Source organism: Syntrophales bacterium (assembly GCA_023229765.1).
GTDB lineage: Bacteria > Desulfobacterota > Syntrophia > Syntrophales > UBA5619 > DYTH01.
Genome location: JALNYO010000019.1, coordinates 1 through 16793, shown reverse-complemented (window position 1 = coordinate 16793; position 16793 = coordinate 1). Strand labels below are relative to the sequence as shown.

General features: G+C 52.6%; 19 protein-coding genes. 11 read left to right on the top strand and 8 right to left on the bottom strand.

Going from position 1 to position 16793, the window contains the following annotated elements; translation table 11 throughout:
- The first annotated feature begins 64 nt into the window (after positions 1-64).
- From M0P74_11115 to M0P74_11090, 6 genes are all read left to right on the top strand, one after another.
- Positions 65-607 (top strand): hypothetical protein, encoded by a 543-nt coding sequence (locus tag M0P74_11115; GenBank protein MCK9364130.1) that lies wholly within the window; start codon positions 65-67, stop codon positions 605-607.
- A gap of 56 nt (positions 608-663) precedes the next feature.
- Positions 664-1437 carry an electron transfer flavoprotein subunit beta/FixA family protein gene (locus M0P74_11110; GenBank protein ID MCK9364129.1) on the top strand — a complete coding sequence of 258 codons (774 nt, stop codon included), beginning with the start codon at positions 664-666 and terminating at the stop codon, positions 1435-1437.
- Between the two features lie 194 nt (positions 1438-1631).
- The gene (locus tag M0P74_11105) at positions 1632-2669 is read left to right on the top strand and encodes an electron transfer flavoprotein subunit alpha/FixB family protein (GenBank protein ID MCK9364128.1); all 1038 of its coding nucleotides are present in this window, start codon (positions 1632-1634) and stop codon (positions 2667-2669) included.
- A 56-nt stretch (positions 2670-2725) separates the two neighbouring features.
- Positions 2726-3838, top strand: coding sequence for an MFS transporter (locus tag M0P74_11100; GenBank protein MCK9364127.1), 1113 nt, complete (start codon positions 2726-2728; stop codon positions 3836-3838).
- A gap of 124 nt (positions 3839-3962) precedes the next feature.
- Positions 3963-4523 (top strand): tRNA (N6-threonylcarbamoyladenosine(37)-N6)-methyltransferase TrmO, encoded by a 561-nt coding sequence (tsaA, locus tag M0P74_11095; protein ID MCK9364126.1) that lies wholly within the window; start codon positions 3963-3965, stop codon positions 4521-4523.
- Between the two features lie 319 nt (positions 4524-4842).
- The gene (locus tag M0P74_11090) at positions 4843-5688 is read left to right on the top strand and encodes an Mrp/NBP35 family ATP-binding protein (protein MCK9364125.1); all 846 of its coding nucleotides are present in this window, start codon (positions 4843-4845) and stop codon (positions 5686-5688) included.
- A gap of 159 nt (positions 5689-5847) precedes the next feature.
- On the opposite strand, the gene M0P74_11085 is transcribed toward M0P74_11090, so the two are convergent.
- The 4 genes from M0P74_11085 to M0P74_11070 form a co-directional block, all read right to left on the bottom strand.
- Positions 5848-6744, bottom strand: a complete 897-nt coding sequence (locus M0P74_11085; GenBank protein MCK9364124.1) for a DMT family transporter — start codon at positions 6742-6744, stop codon at positions 5848-5850.
- Between the two features lie 7 nt (positions 6745-6751).
- Entirely contained in the window at positions 6752-7945 is a 1194-nt protein-coding gene (locus tag M0P74_11080) for a hypothetical protein (GenBank protein ID MCK9364123.1), read from the bottom strand.
- A gap of 154 nt (positions 7946-8099) precedes the next feature.
- Entirely contained in the window at positions 8100-8945 is an 846-nt protein-coding gene (locus M0P74_11075) for a MoxR family ATPase (GenBank protein ID MCK9364122.1), read from the bottom strand.
- A gap of 222 nt (positions 8946-9167) precedes the next feature.
- A complete protein-coding gene (locus M0P74_11070) occupies positions 9168-10121 on the bottom strand; it encodes a L,D-transpeptidase family protein (protein MCK9364121.1) in 954 nt (317 codons plus the stop codon).
- Positions 10122-10270: 149 nt separating this feature from the next.
- On the opposite strand from M0P74_11070, the gene M0P74_11065 reads away from it, so the two are divergent.
- From M0P74_11065 to M0P74_11050, 4 genes are all read left to right on the top strand, one after another.
- Positions 10271-10582 carry a hypothetical protein gene (locus tag M0P74_11065; protein ID MCK9364120.1) on the top strand — a complete coding sequence of 104 codons (312 nt, stop codon included), beginning with the start codon at positions 10271-10273 and terminating at the stop codon, positions 10580-10582.
- A complete protein-coding gene (locus M0P74_11060; GenBank protein ID MCK9364119.1) occupies positions 10579-10854 on the top strand; it encodes a hypothetical protein in 276 nt (91 codons plus the stop codon). Before M0P74_11065 ends, M0P74_11060 begins: the two co-directional genes overlap by 4 nt.
- Positions 10855-10868: 14 nt before the next feature.
- Entirely contained in the window at positions 10869-11264 is a 396-nt protein-coding gene (locus M0P74_11055) for a hypothetical protein (protein ID MCK9364118.1), read from the top strand.
- Positions 11265-11444: 180 nt separating this feature from the next.
- The gene (locus tag M0P74_11050; GenBank protein ID MCK9364117.1) at positions 11445-11717 is read left to right on the top strand and encodes a TMEM165/GDT1 family protein; all 273 of its coding nucleotides are present in this window, start codon (positions 11445-11447) and stop codon (positions 11715-11717) included.
- Between the two features lie 40 nt (positions 11718-11757).
- Here M0P74_11050 and M0P74_11045 read toward each other — a convergent pair whose 3' ends face one another.
- Complete coding sequence (locus M0P74_11045) at positions 11758-11925, bottom strand: hypothetical protein (protein MCK9364116.1); 168 nt, start codon at positions 11923-11925, stop codon at positions 11758-11760.
- A gap of 120 nt (positions 11926-12045) precedes the next feature.
- Between M0P74_11045 and M0P74_11040 the strand changes: the two genes are divergently transcribed.
- The gene (locus M0P74_11040) at positions 12046-13284 is read left to right on the top strand and encodes a M23 family metallopeptidase (GenBank protein ID MCK9364115.1); all 1239 of its coding nucleotides are present in this window, start codon (positions 12046-12048) and stop codon (positions 13282-13284) included.
- Between the two features lie 7 nt (positions 13285-13291).
- Here M0P74_11040 and M0P74_11035 read toward each other — a convergent pair whose 3' ends face one another.
- The 3 genes from M0P74_11035 to M0P74_11025 all read right to left on the bottom strand — a co-directional run.
- Positions 13292-13705 carry a hypothetical protein gene (locus M0P74_11035; protein MCK9364114.1) on the bottom strand — a complete coding sequence of 138 codons (414 nt, stop codon included), beginning with the start codon at positions 13703-13705 and terminating at the stop codon, positions 13292-13294.
- Positions 13706-13876: 171 nt separating this feature from the next.
- A complete protein-coding gene (locus M0P74_11030) occupies positions 13877-14875 on the bottom strand; it encodes a TAXI family TRAP transporter solute-binding subunit (protein ID MCK9364113.1) in 999 nt (332 codons plus the stop codon).
- 48 nt (positions 14876-14923) lie between these two features.
- A partial coding sequence (locus M0P74_11025) for a TRAP transporter fused permease subunit (protein MCK9364112.1) occupies positions 14924-16793 on the bottom strand: 1870 nt, incomplete at its 5' end.

The window sequence follows — 16793 nt, the reverse complement described above, 5'->3', positions numbered from 1 at the left end:
ATAGTTATTGATAACAAAATACGAACGCCCCCTGAATCCCTTGGTGAACGAGGGGATTCGGGGGGTGTTCTGCATTTTGGCCGTCGCGAAAATCAGGTTTGCAAATGGCGGCCATCGTGATAAAGGCGGCGCGGATAAGAAAAAGGGGGAGGTTATTGTGGCTACTCTGGTTGGAAAATTTATTGATTCCTATTGTACACACTGTCGGCTGACGTTGGCCCATGTCGTTCTTTTCGAGGTGAACGGGGTGGTTTCCGGGGTTAAGTGCCGGACTTGTGGCTCCGAACATCGTCATCATGGGCCGGCGCCGGTAAAAAAGAAGGAGATTCCCGAGATACGGAGGATAGGGGGACGGCTTGCGCCTGTTCTGAAACCGGTTCGCCCGGAGGCAAACAGGCTGTGGGAGTTAAAAAATGCCGCACTCGGTCAGGATGTGGCCGTCTGGGATTATGGCATGACAGAGCTCTACGAGAAGGGGGACGTCATCGCGCACCCCCACTTTGGCCGCGGCTTTGTCGAGTCAACGACGATGGATAAGATGGAGGTGCTCTTTCGTGAGGGCAGGAAACTCCTGGCGATGAATCGGCCCGTAACGGCACGGGAATGACGGTGCGCCGTCGCAAAGAAGGATGAAAGCGCAGTTTAATGTTCATGAAATCGATTATGAAAATACTGGTTCTGGTGAAACAGACGCCCGCTGTCGAGGCGGATATCAGAATTTCCGAAGATGGTGCTTCTTTGCTGGTGGGAGAAAATGACTGGCGGATGAATCGTTTCGATGAGTTTGCCGTCGAGGAGGCGCTGAGGATACGCGAGGCGCTGCCGGGAAGCTCGGTGGAAGCGGTTTCGGTTGGCCCCCCCCGCGTTGCCGCCGTTTTGCGTCGCGCGCTGGCAATGGGGGCCGACGCGGCGATTCATATTCTTCACGACGAAAATCAGGAACTTTTTCCAAGTGATACGGCCTTTTTGATAGCAGCTTTTGTCCGTGAGCGATGTTATGACCTTATTTTGGCCGGGGTGATGTCGGAGGATGCGATGTACGGGCAGACAGGAGCTATGCTTGCGGAACTGCTGGGCATCCCCTGCGCGACCGCCGTCGTGGAAGAGCGGCTGTTTTCCGAAAATGGCCGTTTGACCGTTGAGCGGGAACTGGAAGGCGGGCTTCGGGAAGGGCTGGAGCTGCCCCTTCCGGCCTTGCTCACAATTCAGTCGGGGATCAACCGTCCGCGTTATCCCGCCCTCTCCCACGTTTTGCGGTCGCGTTCCCAGCCCTTGCTTGTCATCCCGGCTGACACCCTGCCGAAAGCGTCCCGGCGCGAAGAGCTTTTGTGCCTGTCTTGGCCCGCGCCGTCGGGTAAGTCATTCTTTTTGGAAGGAACGGCAGAAGGAAAGGCGGAGCGCCTGGCCGAGATATTCCGCGAACGGGCGTTTTTTTGAAAAATAGCCGAGTGAGGCAATTGCAAAACGTTTTGTCATGCCCGAATGCCTTTATCGGGCATCCATAATTTTGGGCAGTTACAAGCTTGATTATGAACATTAAGCTTCGCTTTCACACTCAGAATCGTTGCGGGAATGACAAGAATGGGGAGTTTTGCAATTATCTCGAGTTTCAAAATTTATCAGGTTGTAAAATGAAGACTCAGGAAATAGTTGTTGTTGCCGAACTTGCCGCCGGTCTCCCCGCTCCGGTCACTATGGAGCTGATCGCTTTTGCGAAAGCCCTCCGTAGCGATCAGACTGCCCCGGTTCGCGTCTTTGTGCTCGGAGAGGGGATTGCAAGGGCCGTCGCCCTGCTTTCCGCAATTCCCGATGTTGCCGTCGTCGGCTTTTCCGGAGCTTCCCTCGCCGCTTACAGCGCGGAGGCGTGGAAGGGCGTTCTGGCCCCGCTTCTCGCTGAGATAAAACCCCGTTTTGTCTGCATTGCCCACAATGCAAATGGCGCTGACTTTGCCCCAGGGCTTGCCGTTCGTCTGGACGCCGGCTGCATCACGGCGGGCGAAAGCGCCCGGGTTGAGGGGGAGGATGTAATCTTCCGACGGTCGCTGCTCAACGGTAAAATAACGGCCGAGGTAATTTCGAGGGCGGAAACGACAGTGATCACCCTTCTTCCCGGGGCGTTTCGTTGCCGGGGCGCTGGCGAGGCAACACAGAAGCCGGAGGGTGTGTTGAGCGAGGAGCGGTTGCTTGCGGTGCAGGCAAAGATCATTCCCGTTCCGGAGATGGCGCTTGCGAGCCGCCCCCTTGGCCTTTTGTCAGCGCCGGAGCAGGATGCCGACCTTGCCGCTGCGGAGGTGGTTGTTTCCGCCGGGCGGGGCATTGGAAAAGAGGAGAATCTCTCCCTTGTCCGCGATCTGGCGTCGCTTTTTTCCCGTTCCGCTGTCGGTGGCTCCCGAACGGTGTGCGATGCGGGCTGGCTTTCCACCCGCCTGCAGATTGGGCAGACCGGAAGGACCGTAACGCCCCGCCTCTATATCGCCTGCGGAATTTCCGGCGCCCTTCAGCACCTGGCGGGGATGCGCGGCTCGCAGTTTATAGTCGCCGTCAACAGCGATCCCCGCGCCGCCATCTTCCAGGCGGCGGATGTCTGCATCGTTGAGGATCTGCTGCTCTTCCTTCCGCTCTTGATCAATGCCTGCAAAAGGCAAAAGCGCAATAAGGACATTTCATGACAACTGCTCCCACTTCAGTTAAATCGAAGATTTTTCCATTATTTTTTTTGGCGGGGATGTTTTTTGCCAATTTTGTCTCCCGCCTTATCTCTGCGCCACTGATGCCGGTGATTGAGAAGGAACTGGGTTTTGGTCACTCCAGCGCCGGATTTTTCTTTCTGATGCTTGCCATTGGTTATTCGATTGGGCTTATGGTTTCCGGGCTGGTCTCTTCGCGGTTGACACATCGACGCACCATTTCTCTGTCCGCAATTATCACCGGTTGCGCGTTGCTGGTGATCGCCGCCAGTCGCGAGTTGTGGATGATCCGCGGAGGATTGTTTCTTGTCGGGATATTTACCGGTCTTTATCTCCCCTCCGGAATCACAACAGTCACCTCGTCATTTGAGTCAAGGCACTGGGGCAAGGCGCTTGCCGTCCACGAATTTGCCCCGATCCTTGCCTTCATTACCGTTCCGCTTCTGGCCGAAGGCCTGCTTTTGATACTGCCCTGGAGGGTTATCCTTGTCTTTATCGGGATTGCCGTAATGGTCATGGGTTTGATTTTCCCCCGTTTTTCTCTGGGCGGCAACTTCAAAGGAGACGCCCCGACGTTTGGCAACATCCGCCTGGTAGTTGGCAATAGGGATTTCTGGAGGATGGTTCCCCTTTTTTGTGCGGCGCTTACCATCAACGTCGGCATCTACAATATGCTGCCGCTTTATTTGACGGCGGAAAGGGGGATGGACAGGGATGCAGCGAACACTTTGGCGGGGCTGTCCCGGTTGTCTGCCATCCCGGTGGCCCTTTTTACCGGCTGGATAGTCGATCGTTTCGGCGCCAAGCCGACGATGGCCCTGGTAATTTTCTTTAACGGACTGGTGGTGATCCTCCTGGGCATCATTCCGGGAAGATGGGTTGCCCTAATGGTTTTTCTGCAGCCGGTGCTTGCGGGGGGCTTCTTTCCGGCAGGATTTGCCGCGCTCTCGCGGATAGTCCCCGTAACCGCCCGCAGTCTGGCTGTCGCTATTACGGTATTCATTGCCAATCTGGTCGGCGCCGGGCTGGTCCCTGTTTTTCTGGGAATATTCGGCGATGCGGGCAAGTTTGGACTGGCCTTTATTATTGTCGGCTGCGCCGTGCTGGCGAGCCTTTTGCTTATTGCCCGCCTGGATATTAAGGAGGAATAAGCGCCGGCAATTTATCTTTGCAGTTATGCGCAGACGCCCCTTGGTCCATCCGGACTGGGATGGGATAAGGGCTTGATTTTCATAGGTGATTCATTGCAATGGGTTTAATAAAAGCGAGGTTAGGATGGAAACAATGAATGGAGAAAACTGGCGGAAAGAGTTGATTGTGCGGCCGGTCGGGGTTGTTCGCAGTGCCTTGAAGGCGCCGCTGAAAAGGGGCGTGGACGATACGGCCAAGCTGCAGGAGCAGGGGGAAGAAATACGCAAGCAGATGCGGCAAATCGAGGCCCTTGTCTCCGAGCTGGCGATCGATCCTGGGCTGGAAGGATTGCTGGACGGCATAGAGGAATTTTCCCATATTGTGGTTCTTTACTGGCCCCATCTCCTGGCAGAGAAAAAGCGGACACTTGTCCACGTTCACCCGATGGGGTTGAAGGAATTTCCCGAAACCGGGATATTTGCCACCCGCAGCCCCGCCCGTCCCAACCCTGTTCTGGTGTCAACGGCAGAACTGCTGGAGCGTGACGGCAATGTTTTGAGGGTGAAGGGGCTCGAAGCGGTTGACGGCAGCCCGATAATAGACATAAAACCATACGCGGGGATCTATCCGGAGATCAAAGAGCCGCGCTTCCCCGAATGGTTGCGGTTTGTCTTCAAGCTAAGGTCCTGTCCACAAATAACCTGAACATCTTGCATCTCATCTTTGGGCCATCTTTGGCTGTGGCTCAATCACAAAATCCTCAACGTAGCGCTGCTACGTTTGCGGTTTTGTTCAATCGCCGCAACCAAATCCAGCCCAAATCTGAGCGCAATCTTGCCCAGGTTATTTGCGGACAGGCCCTTAGGCAAAGCGCTATCTGAGAAGAGGGATGGATGTGATGACGGAAAGCGCAAAAAAGCCGTTTTTTTATTTTTCAGGCTTGCTTTTCAGTGTCACGATATCTATATTGCCTCACAGGAATAAGGCAAAAGGGAAAACAAAAAATTATGAAAGGACAAAATAAATGAGTGAAGAAAACAGCCAGGGAGCGGACAGTCTCAAGTCGCTTACAGAATCAATGGAGCTCAATACCAGCTTGAATAAGATAAAGCATAAGATAATGGTGCTTTCCGGGAAGGGCGGGGTCGGCAAGAGCACGGTCGCCGCCAACATCGCGGTGGCGCTGGCAATGGAAGGGCAGAAGGTGGGCCTGCTGGATACCGATTTTCACGGGCCGAGCATCCCGACCCTGTTGAAGCTTGAGGGCGTTGTTCCGGAGGTGAAGGGGGAAAAGATGCTGCCGGTTCCGTACGGCGAGAACCTGTCGGTCATGTCTATAGGCTTCCTTATCCCGAACAAGGATGATGCGGTAATCTGGCGGGGGCCGATGAAGATGGGCGTCATCAAACAGCTTTTGACTGACGTGGAATGGGGAAACCTGGATTACCTGATAGTGGATTTCCCGCCGGGGACAGGCGATGAGCCTCTGTCGGTCGCGCAGCTTATCCCGGGCATTGACGGCGCCGTCATTGTTACGACCCCGCAGAATCTATCCCTGAACGACGTCAGAAAATGCATAAGTTTCTGCAGGCAGGTAAAGGTTCCGGTGACCGGAGTCGTCGAAAATATGAGCGGGCTCATCTGTCCGCACTGCAACAAGCTTATCAACGTCTTCAAGACCGGGGGCGGAGAAAAGATGGCTCACGAAATGGGTGTGCCGTTTTTGGGAACCATCCCGCTTGATCCGCGCATCGTCGAGACCTCGGACAACGGGGAACCGTTTGTTTCTCATTTTGGCGAAACTGAAGCGGCGAAGGCTTTCCGCGGCGTAGTGAAGCCGATTCTGGCAATGAACGGCAAAACATCTTAGCAGCTTTGGCCGCTTCTGCAAAGCGCCAGGAAGCGGCTTTGGCAAGGTAGTGTTTTCGGCAGTCGGAGATCATCATTGATCGCCGGCTGCCAGTTTAAACTGCCGCCCGGTCTGATTATTGCAATCGCCCGGGCGGTTTTTTTGTCAAAAATCTCCCGATTAAATCGTTCGCCGTCTCCAGTTGACGATAAAGATTCCCAGCGAAACCAGCGGCAGGCCAACCATCAAAGAAGGGGTCAATTCTTCATTGAGGAAGATTACCCCGAAGAGCACCCCGAAAAGAGGGGTGAAAAATGTAAAGGCGGAAAGCCTGCTTACCGAATACTGGTGGATGAGTTTGAACCAGATCAGGTAGGAGATGAAGGCGACGATAAACGACTGAAAAAAGAGGGCCAGGATGATGAAAAAGTCGATTTTGTAAATCCATCTGGGCTCCAGAATGAGGCTCACTATGAAGAGAATAGGGATTGAGAAGACGAGCTGATACAGGAAGGTGTTGATAGGCTCGACCTTTTGGGCCATGAATTTCTTGATGTACAAGGTGGTTGCCCCCCAAAAAAAACCGGCGGTGATCTCTAAAATGTCTCCGAAAAGCATTGAAGGGCCGGCGGTTTTCGGTTTTCCCCAGAAAACGGCGAAAACGCCGGCAAAGGCCAGCAGCAGCCCGGCGGTTTTTAAAAAGGTGAGACGATCCCCCTTGAGCAGGAAATGGGCGCCGGCGGCTACCACGAAGGGGCTCAGATAAACGAAGAGCACCGAACGGACCGCATCGGTGTAGAGCATCCCAAAATAAACGCACGCAAATTCGAGTCCGAACAGCAGCCCCACCATGAACCCATGAAAAAGTCTGATGTCGGTGTGGAACAGCGTTTCTTTTTTCCGAATGCAGTAGAGAACCCCAAAGATCGAGGCGATGACTGACCTGATGGCCGAGGAAAAAACTGGCGATATTCCCTGGTTTGTATATTTGATGACAGGGTAATTCAAACCCCACAGCAGCGTCAGGGCGAGCAGAATGGCGATGGCCTTAATATCCAGATATTCCTTGTTTTCCATAATATTTTTAGTTGCGTTTCATCAAGAGTTGCACCGCCTTGTCCAAGCCGTCCAAGGTAAGCTCGAACATGGGGAAGATGTTGGCGATTTTACCGATCGTCCAGGTATAGCTCCAGCTCGATTCCTCCTGGGGGTTCAGCCAGACGGAGTGGCGAAAGGTGCGGGCGAGCAGATTCAGCCGCTCCTCGCTGCTGCGGTTTTCATGCTGGTCGATATAGAGGGCGCCGTTTGCCCAGGAAAGCTCCGAGGGGGCCATCGCCGCGTCGCCGACGATAATCAGCCTGGTCTCCGGATCGAGCCGCGCGAGCTCCTCGATCGACTCCGGCCGGAGGTGGCGCTGGGGGTCTGACCAGACATGGCTGTAGATGGTGTTGTGAAAAAAGTAGATCTTCAGCTCCTTGAACTGGGAGCGGGCATAGGTGAATAATGTCTGGATGATCTCGATATAGGGGTCCATCGACCACCCGCCGTTGTCGATCATCAGCACGATTTTCAGCCGGTCGGTCAGACGGCGGTCGAAGACAAGGGTTATCTCACCGCCGTTTCTCATTGTTTCGTAGATGGTTTTATCAACGTTGACGACGTCGCGCGGTCCGTGGGGAAGCATCATCCGGAGCTTCTTGAGGGCCTCATTCATCTGCAGCTCGGTTATCGGGCCTTCCTGATTATAATCCTTATAGCGCCGCTCCATCGCCACTTTTATCGCGGATTTGTTCCGGGAAACCCCGCCTACGCGCATTCCGCCCGGGTGATATCCGGAGTGCCCCACGGGTGAGAACCCGCCCGTGCCTATCCATTTGCGGCCGCCGTGATGGGCCTCCGTCTGCTCCTTCAGGCGGTCCATGAAGTACTTGAGCAGTTCCTCCGGCGTAAAACGCTTTAGCTCCTTTTCATCGATGCCGAGCATATCGGCGAGTTCCCTGGGGTTTTTGAGCCATTCTTCAAGAAGCGCCTTCATGACCTCGTTAATTTCGGCGTCTTCTCCTTCCGGCATAGCCACTCCCTTGAAATAGTTGGAGAATACCTGGTCGTAGATGTCGAAATAGCGTTCGCTTTTGATGAGAATGGAACGGGCCGCGGTGTAGAAATCGTCAATGGTGTCGATCAGGCCGAGGGAAAGCGCCTTGTGCAGGCGCAAAAAGGAGGTGGGGGAGACCGGCGCCCCCTTTTCCTTAAGCATATAAAAGAAATTGATAAACAATTAATTTCCCCTGTAAATTATTATCTATGGAGGTAATTGCAAAACTCTCGATTCTGTCATTCCCGCCCCCGCGGGGGTAAACTCTGGGTGGGCAAGCGAAGCTTTCGGGAATGACAAAATGTTCTGCAATTTCCTTATTTGTCGATATTTATTTTTACTTTTTCGTTTTCCCCGTCTGCTGGAGGGCAATGTTCAAATCCATACTCTTTTTGAAGAGAATGCCGAGATACGGGAGATCCTTGCCCCTTTCGAGGTTGTCGATATTGAAATCAGGGTCCAGCTTGAGGGCGCGCACCCAGTTTATCAGTTCCCGCGTGGCCGGTTTCTTCTCGATTCCCCGCAGTTCCCGGAGGCGGTAGAAGGTCGTAAGCGCCGCCCTTGCCAGCCCTTCGGAGAGAGCAGGGAAATGAACGTTGAGAATCATCCGCATCATATCTGGATCGGGGAAGGCGATATGATGGAAATTGCAGCGCCCGAGGAAGGGATCGGAGAGATCCTTTTTGGCGTTGGAGGTGATGATGATTACCGGGCGGTTCCGGGCGGTGATGGTTTTGTCTATCTCCATGATGTCAAACTGCATCTGGTCGAGGACGTCGAGCATATCGTCCTGGAAGTCCGTGTCGGCCTTGTCGATTTCGTCGATCAGGAGCACCGTCCTGTTTTCGGCGACGAAGGCCTGGCCGATCTTGCCCATTCGGATATACTCCCCGATATCGCTGACATCCCGCTTGGAATCGCCGAAGCGGCTGTCGTTTAAGCGGGTCAGCGTGTCGTACAGGTAAAGCGCGTCGAGGAGCTTCATGCTTGATTTGACGTTCAGGACGATCAGCGGCATGCCGAGGTTTTCGGCGATCGCGTGGGCGAGCATCGTTTTTCCGGTACCCGGTTCGCCCTTCAGCAAGAGCGGCATTTCCAGCGCCATTGAAACATTGACGATCTTGGCAAGTTCGTCGTCAAGTACGTATTTTGACGAGCCTTTGAATTGTTGGTCATTATCCATATTTTATTGTCTGCCTCCTTTAAAAGATCGGTATCTTTATAATATTTCATTCTGTAATGCCAATGATTTTTAGCTGTCAGCGGTCTGCGAAAAGTGAAAATTACAATGCTATTGTAACTACTCAGGTTGTTTAGACTGTAGTCTGTCAGGACTGCGCAAAGAACGAATCAATGACCCCAACCCGCCTAAACGCCTACGGACTATACACCTGAGCAGTTACATTTAATTTTCATATGAACGGGAATTGGGAAGTCTTTTCGGCAGGTCGCCGAAAATTTCCAGAGGCACCTTGTTGGCAAGTGGTTGGGTTCTTCCGTTGTCAAGGGCGAAAAGTTCCTCGCCGATCGTCCAGGCGTAAAGCTTTTTTGCGTCATTAATCAGCGGCTTCTCGGGGACGCCGTAGGTGCGCAACTGCATATCTTCGTCGGAGAGGCCGACGCAGCCGTGAGAGGCCGGCCGGCCGGGCAAATCGCGGGCGTGAAGCCAATATAAAATGTTTTCTTTATCGATATGAAAAAGCAGAGCGTAGTCCATCGGGTACTGCTGTGTTCCTGTGGCGGTTTTGTAAAGCGACGAGGTGTGCTTCCGATGGTACGCATTAATGCTGAACATTCCGACCGGGGTAAGGTGCCCCTCCATTCCGGTTGCCGCCGGCATCGAAAAAACGAGGCGGCCATATTCGTAGGCCCCGATCCATTGCTCCGTTATGTTCAGCAGGATGTATTTTGCGTGCGTTTTTGCCTTTTCATATTGGGCGGGCATCGGGGTGTAATCTTTAATCTTATCTATGTTTTCAGGGACTTTTATCGTCATGCCGGGGTAAACGTGGCGGCGGTCTATCCGGTTGAAGCGGGCAATGGCGAGCCAGTCTTTGCCGAAGAGCCTCTCCAAACTGTCCTGCGGCCGGACAAAGTGTCCCTGCCAGCCTATTTCCTTGATGCTGGGATATTCGTACCGGCTCAGATCCTCGTTGGCCTTGTCCTCCGGCGAGGCGGCCGGATTGGAGATCGTTTTCGGATCAAAAATTGCGACGGCGAAGATTATGGCAAATGCGATGAGCAGACGGAATAATGTGGGCAAATAATTAATATGGTTATCGGTGGAATTCAATAAGGTCTTCAGACGCCCCAACGCGGGGTTTAATGTGTGCAGAAATTTTATTATAGATGCCTTCATGCCGCCCCCGGTAGCATGAAAGGAACAACGATTCAAGAGGAATGTAGGGGAGGTTCGCGAACCGCCCTTACAACAATTCATGGTTTCTGGTCGGACCAATATGGTCACTAAAGAATAAATGGAGCAATGATATTGATGAGATGCCTGTCATGGTTTTTGATCGGGAAGGCTATGGCGCCGATTTCTTTTTTGCCGTCAAGAACGAGGGAATCGATTTTGTGACATGGGATAAGTTTGTGGATACGCAAAAGCTTGATGCCTTCGCCGCCGCTCAGTTTAACGAAGAGCTTAAGGTAAATAGTAATCAATATCTGATATTTGAGGATGAAAAAGGTTTTACTGCGATTCTTGACAATAAAGAGGAAATAAGTTTCAGCTTGCCGCCTTCCTGGAAGATTGCAGTGATGTGGTCTCTTTCGCGAAGAACTACAGGGCCGTTCATTTCAAGCTTGACTATGTGAACGCAAAAGGCGATATCTCCAACTACTACCCGGATTTTATGGTCAAACTGTCGGACAAGCGGATTGTCATTGTCGAAACCAAAGGGCAGGAAGAAACGGACGTGCCGCTGAAGATGGCGCGGCTCGCGCAATGGTGGAAAGATGTTAACCGGGTGCAGACAGATGTGAAGTGCGACTTCGTTTATGTGGACGAAGAAAATTTTGAAAAATACAAGCCGTCGTCATTTCGGCAATTGCAAGAGGTCTTCACGGAATACAACGAGAAAGGATGAAGCAGGAGGGTGATATGGAACTATCCGTATTTATCGCAAAAATCACCGCGGTAATATATCTGTCGGCTGCGCTGGGCGGGTTTTTAAGCAGAGATTATTATCGGAGGCTCGCGGAGGACATTTACAAAAACGCGGGACTAACCTATCTGACAGGGTTTATGGCGGTTATAGTCGGGTTCCTGGTCGTGCATTATCACAATTTTTGGAAACCAGACTGGACTGTCCTGATCACGATTATTGGCTGGATAGCCCTTGTTAAAGGCGTTTTCCTCATCGTTTTTCCCGGATTCATCAAGCGGTTGTCCGAATCCCTCAGCACGACAGAGAGAGCCCTGCAGCTTTATCCGTACGTGGCGCTCCTGCTCGGGCTTTTGTTTGGCTATTTTGGATTTGTGCGGGAAAACGTTTAATCTCTCAGGGTAAATTACCCGCCGCTTGCGGCGAAAAAGGAAAATTATCCCGAAAAGATACCCCGCTGCTTGCGGCGGGGTAGTTAATTCATAGGCTATCTCCGATGGAGCTCATGGCGTGCCGCGGCGCTGGATGCTATTCGTTATTGCACCCTATCAAGAATAGAAACGAGAGGATTTATGGACATCAAGGTACTGCTCACCGTGTTTTCTTCCGTTTTCATCGCCGAACTTGGCGACAAAACTCAATTGGCAACACTGCTTTTTGCCGCGGACAAGGATGTAAGTAAGTTGACAGTTTTCATTGGGGCTTCGCTGGCCCTTGTCGTTGCCTCCGGAATCGGGGTGCTGGCCGGTGGTTTTATAAATCAGTATGTCAACGAAAAATATCTGAGTTATCTTGCTGGAACTGGTTTCATCGTCATCGGCATCTGGACGCTTTTAAAAGCATGAAGGTAAGGATTTCATGCTGCCGCCACGCACTCGGGGAGAATCATTCCTGAAGTCCGCCGCCTTTGGCTTTCTCAATGGTCTTCACAAAATCATCCACATTCTTGACCGGGTTGCGGTTGGCCGTCTGAATAACGTCGCCGACCTGGGGCATGACTTCTGCTCTTATGTTATCAATAATGTTGGATATTATGTCCTGCTTGTTCTGCATGCCTTCGGTTCTCGATCAAGTTTTATTGACAAGAAAAGGGCGCCTGTGATAGATGCCACGCCAATGATTGAAATGTAACATAGCTTCAGGCTTGAATCAAAAGGGAACAATTTGATGAAAATGGCTTCTTTAAAGACCGCGATCGTGGTTGCTGCTCTTATTGCCCTTGTCGGCTCTATGAGTTTCTTCACCAACACCGAGGAGGCGCCGCAACCCCAAAATCAGGAGTTCCGCGAAATCAGCGGCAAGATCAAAAAGGGCGAAACGCTCTTTGACATCTTCAAAACATACAAACTCGATATCAGTGAGTTGTACAAAATACGCGAGGCCTCTGCGAACATCCACCGATTGCGGGAACTATATCCGGGCCGCCCCTACAAGATTGTCCTCGGCGAGGGTTCGCAGATTCATTCCTTCGCTTACGGGATCGATGACGACTCATTTCTGAACATCAACCGCACGAACGAGGGATACCGCGCCGAAAAAGTCCCCGTCCTTTATGAAAAGAGAATCCTTCATCTCGGGGGAACGATTAAGGACAATCTGATCGCTTCCCTGGGCGAGGGGGATGAAAATCTTCTTTTGGCCCTTCAACTCTCCGACATCTTTGCTTGGGACATCGATTTTACGACCGATCTAAGAAAGAACGATTCATTCAAAATCGTTGTTGAAGGACTCTACCGTGATGGCCAATTCAAAAAATTTGGGGCGATTCTTGCTTCCGAGTTCACAAGCACCGGCACCGTCTATCGGGCTTATGCCTTTGAACAGAATGGTAAAATACATTATTATGACGAAGACGGAAAATCCCTCCAAAAGAGCTTCTTGAAGTCGCCGCTTAGTTTCAGGCGCATCAGCTCAGGTTTTTCCGGGGGACGGTATCATCCGATTTTGAAAATCCGTCGTCCCCATCAAGGCATCGATTATGCGGCGGCAAAGGGAACACCCGTTTCCGCTGCCGGTGACGGAAAGGTCTTCTTTGCCGGGTGCAAGGGACAATACGGAAAACTGGTAATCATCAGACATCGAAACGGCTACGACACCTATTACGGGCATTTATCGAAGATCGGCAAGGGCGTAAAGAGCGGTGCGCAGGTAAGCCAAGGCAAGGTTATCGGATATGTCGGCGCGACCGGGCTTGCCACAGGTCCCCACCTGCATTACGAAATGAGGATCGACGACCGGCCGATCAATCCAATGTCGCTGAAGATTCCGCGCAGCGCATCGATATCCGAACCAATGCGGGTCGCCTTCCACCAATTAACCAAGCGGATGAATTCAGAACTCGCTTCCATCAACCCCTCAAATCCTGTCGCCGCCAATGATGGGAAAATGGGTGGAAGTCAAAAAGAAGGATAGGCCTTCATTACGAGGGAGGCCAGAGGAGGGTGGCGCGGATGCAGCCGCCCTTGGTGCGGATGATTTGTTTGCCGAAGGTGATAGCAACCCCGACTTCGGAGCAGTAGTTGATATTGCGGGTGCTCTCCTTTGCCAACTGATCGTTCCAGCGATAGAGTCCCATTGTGTAGTATTCCTCGGTTCCGGCGTCGGTCTGGGCGGAGAATCCGGAGAAACGCCAGGGCAGCGCGAAGCGCATTGCAACCGGGTGGCCGGTTACGGAGTTGATGAAGTCTATCCGCCCATTTTGCCAGGCCCAGAGCAGGAGTGTGGAGCTGCCCCGTTCGGTTGTGACCTTGACGGGGCGGATAAATGCGCTCAAAAAAATCAGGACGAAAAGCAGCAGCGCCCCTGCAATCTTCGCCCAACCAATTCTGCGCATAAAACCGCCGGTAACAATCTTTTAACGCATGTTTATGCTTAAGCAATTAAGCAACCCGCGCCCTTTTAAAGCGCTGAGTCGTTGCTGAAGAGGCGCAGGGAAAAACATGCCGAAAGCGGCAGTCCGGGAGAAATGTCCAGACGCCGCTTCCGGCAAGAAATCAGCGAGGCGTTATTTTATAGCGCCCTTTTCCTTGTAATATTTCAATGCGCCCGGATCATAGGGGATGACTCCGCCATACGACTTTGTCGCATTGCCGAGATTTGTGTCCTTCGCTGCCTTGACCGCAGTTTGCAACTGGCCGACATTTTCAAACAGCGCCTTCGTGATCGCGTAGGAGTATTTTTCCGGCAGGCTTTCCGGCCCCATGAACAGATTCCAGAAAACCAGCGTATTGACGTCTTTGTCCGTATTGTAAACCTTCTTGGGAATGGCGCCCGATTCCATTACCCCGGCAAACCGCTTGAGCAGCTCTTTGACCAGTTCGCTCTTGGGATCCATGTCAACGAATTCGATCTTTTTACCCTTGCGCGCCAGGGTTGTGGACAGTTCGACAACCGAACCCGTCGGCAGGCCGCCGGACCAGAAATAGGCGTCAATCGTCCCCTGGGAAAGCGCTTCCGCCGACTCTGCGGCCCCCAGACGCTCTTGTTTGGCGAAGTCTGAAGCTTTTATCCCGGCTGTTTCCAGTACCAGAAATGCCTCAACTTCGGTGCCGGATCCGGGTGCCGCGGTGGAGACCCGTTTCCCTTTTAGATCGGCAACGGTTTTTATCCCTGACCCAGAGGCAGTGATCAGATGAAGATAATTGGGATACATTGTCCACAGGATGCGGGTTTCTTTTGCCGGTTGATCCGCGAAACGCTTATGCTTGCCGGTATAGGCAAGATATGCGGAATCGGGAAGAATCAGGCCCATGTAGTAGGTGTTTTTGGAAGGGTCGGTGCGGCGCTGAATAAGAAGGAGGTTATCAACCGAGGCGGCTGTCTGAATGGCGGTCGCGTCAACCCCGGCGTGTTTAGTCAGGATTTCGGCAACGGTTGTCCCGTAGTAGAAATAAACCCCGCCCATGCCGCCTGTGGTGATGATGATTTTGGGCTTTTCCTCGGCGAACGCGGTTCCCGCCGATAACAGAAAAACAGCCAACATAATACCGATGATCTTCTTCATTTTCATACCTCCATAGTTAATGATTTGCTTTCTAAAAAACGCCATTTCTTACGCCTCGCCGCCGGATATATCGGAATTAAGCGGCGCTTTGGTTTTACTGATGAGAAAAAACCAGATCAAGACCGGCAGGGCCGCCAGATCGAACCAGTAATTGGGGATGAACAGCCCCACCGAAAATATTCCCAGGACCCAGGATTCCCATTTGCGTAGCGGACGGCGGGCGTATCCGGCCGTTGCGGCGGCCATCGCGATTGCCCCGACTGACACTTCTGCCAGACGGATGAGAAAGCCCGATATCGCCATTGTTGCGCTGGTGGTGGTCCACATGGGGATAATCAACAGGGATGTGCCCTGATAGGTCAGGATGAAGGAAAAACCCAGCAGGTATTTGGGAAGCGCGACCTTTGCGGCGTAAATACCGGTTTTAAGTGGATCGGTCAGGAAAACCGAGGCCGAAGCATATGCGGAAAGCGCCACAGGCGGCGTAACGTCGGCGAGGATGGCGTAGTACATAAGAAACATATGCGCAGAAAGCAGCGCGGCCTGCTGCGGAATGCCATTTGCCATTGCTATACTCAGAATGGCCGGCGCTGTCAGGGACGATGCCACCACATAAGAGGCCGTAGGCGGGATTCCCATTCCGAGAATCAGCGTGAAGACGGCCGTAAAAATCGAGGCGACAAGGATGCTTGTTCCGGAAATCATCGACAGGAGCTGGGCAAATTTGTTGGAGAGGCCGGTCATTACCATCAAGGTCAAAATCAGGTTTGCGCAGACAACCGCCGAACCAATCGGAATCAATGAAGAAAATCCTTTTGCCAGTCCGTCTAACAGCACCTTCGGGCTTTTGGGACGAATCGTCCGGTCCATATAAACCAGAACTACGAAGAGAAAAATCGCCAGAACGACGGCGAGACTGATTGAATATCCCCAGTAGATAAAGCCCACGATGATTAAAAGGGGCAGAAAGATATACGAATAACGCCGGAAATATCCCCAGCCGTAGTTTTCGTCATGGACGATCGGTTTGAGTCCCATCTTCTTGACGTAAAAATAGTTGTAGGCGAGAATCGCGATCAGATAGAGCAACATGGGGCCGATCGCCATGATGCATACCCACAGGTAGGGAATGGAGAGGATCTCCACCATGACAAAGGCGAGCGATCCCAGCACCGGCGGGGTGATCATCGCGATTGTGCCGGAAGTGGCGGCGATTCCGGCGGCCGTGTACTTGTCATATCCGCTTTTTTCGTACATCGGTTTGCTGATCGTCGAAACGAACTGGGTGTCGGCGGCGCCCGAGCCGCTGAACATGCCCATGAAAACCGAGGCGATCGCCGTGACGATTCCGGGGCCGTCCGCCCGGCCGCGGGAGGCGAGCGAGGCGATATTGCCGATTATTTTTCCCAGGTTCAAAACCCCGATAATTCCGCCCATGATCGTGAAATAAACGAGATATTTCGCCGATACGCCGGTAATCATCCCGAAAAGTCCGGCCTCCGTCTCGCTGTAGAGCTTGGCGAGCAGCAGGTCGAAGCCGAAAACGGCGTGGGAAAAGATGCCCCCCATCAGATCCCCGTGAAGGTTGTAGAGAAGAAAGGTGAGTACCAGGCACGGCAGGATAGCCCCGATGTAGCGGTACACCTGGCCGAGCAGCAGCAGCGTAAGTCCGAAGCTCAGCACCAGATCCCATGCTTCGGGAATCATGGCCCGCTCAATGATGTCATGAAAATAAACAACATGATAGACATAGGGAATGATCACCAGCAGCGCCGCCAGCTTGTCGGCTATTTTCCTGGAACGGGGATAAAGGGTCGGCAGCACCGCCGCCATCCAGAAGATTGTCGCGGCAATGTTTAATTTAACATCCAGACCAATTTTCCAGAAGGAATACAACGGAAAGGCGGCCATGAGCGCA

Bases quoted from the DNA above. Each gene is read 5' to 3' on its own strand.
- M0P74_11105 (MCK9364128.1), top strand. From the start codon at position 1,632: ATGAAGACTCAGGAAATAGTTGTTGTTGCCGAACTTGCCGCCGGTCTC.
- M0P74_11085 (MCK9364124.1), bottom strand. From the start codon at position 6,744: ATGGAAAACAAGGAATATCTGGATATTAAGGCCATCGCCATTCTGCTC.
- M0P74_11050 (MCK9364117.1), top strand. From the start codon at position 11,445: ATGGACATCAAGGTACTGCTCACCGTGTTTTCTTCCGTTTTCATCGCC.
- M0P74_11045 (MCK9364116.1), bottom strand. From the start codon at position 11,925: ATGCAGAACAAGCAGGACATAATATCCAACATTATTGATAACATAAGA.
- M0P74_11040 (MCK9364115.1), top strand. From the start codon at position 12,046: ATGGCTTCTTTAAAGACCGCGATCGTGGTTGCTGCTCTTATTGCCCTT.
- tsaA (MCK9364126.1), top strand. From the start codon at position 3,963: ATGGAAACAATGAATGGAGAAAACTGGCGGAAAGAGTTGATTGTGCGG.
- M0P74_11070 (MCK9364121.1), bottom strand. From the start codon at position 10,121: ATGAAGGCATCTATAATAAAATTTCTGCACACATTAAACCCCGCGTTG.
- M0P74_11110 (MCK9364129.1), top strand. From the start codon at position 664: ATGAAAATACTGGTTCTGGTGAAACAGACGCCCGCTGTCGAGGCGGAT.
- M0P74_11055 (MCK9364118.1), top strand. From the start codon at position 10,869: ATGGAACTATCCGTATTTATCGCAAAAATCACCGCGGTAATATATCTG.
- M0P74_11065 (MCK9364120.1), top strand. From the start codon at position 10,271: ATGGTTTTTGATCGGGAAGGCTATGGCGCCGATTTCTTTTTTGCCGTC.
- M0P74_11035 (MCK9364114.1), bottom strand. From the start codon at position 13,705: ATGCGCAGAATTGGTTGGGCGAAGATTGCAGGGGCGCTGCTGCTTTTC.
- M0P74_11030 (MCK9364113.1), bottom strand. From the start codon at position 14,875: ATGAAGAAGATCATCGGTATTATGTTGGCTGTTTTTCTGTTATCGGCG.
- M0P74_11090 (MCK9364125.1), top strand. From the start codon at position 4,843: ATGAGTGAAGAAAACAGCCAGGGAGCGGACAGTCTCAAGTCGCTTACA.
- M0P74_11075 (MCK9364122.1), bottom strand. From the start codon at position 8,945: ATGGATAATGACCAACAATTCAAAGGCTCGTCAAAATACGTACTTGAC.
- M0P74_11100 (MCK9364127.1), top strand. From the start codon at position 2,726: ATGTTTTTTGCCAATTTTGTCTCCCGCCTTATCTCTGCGCCACTGATG.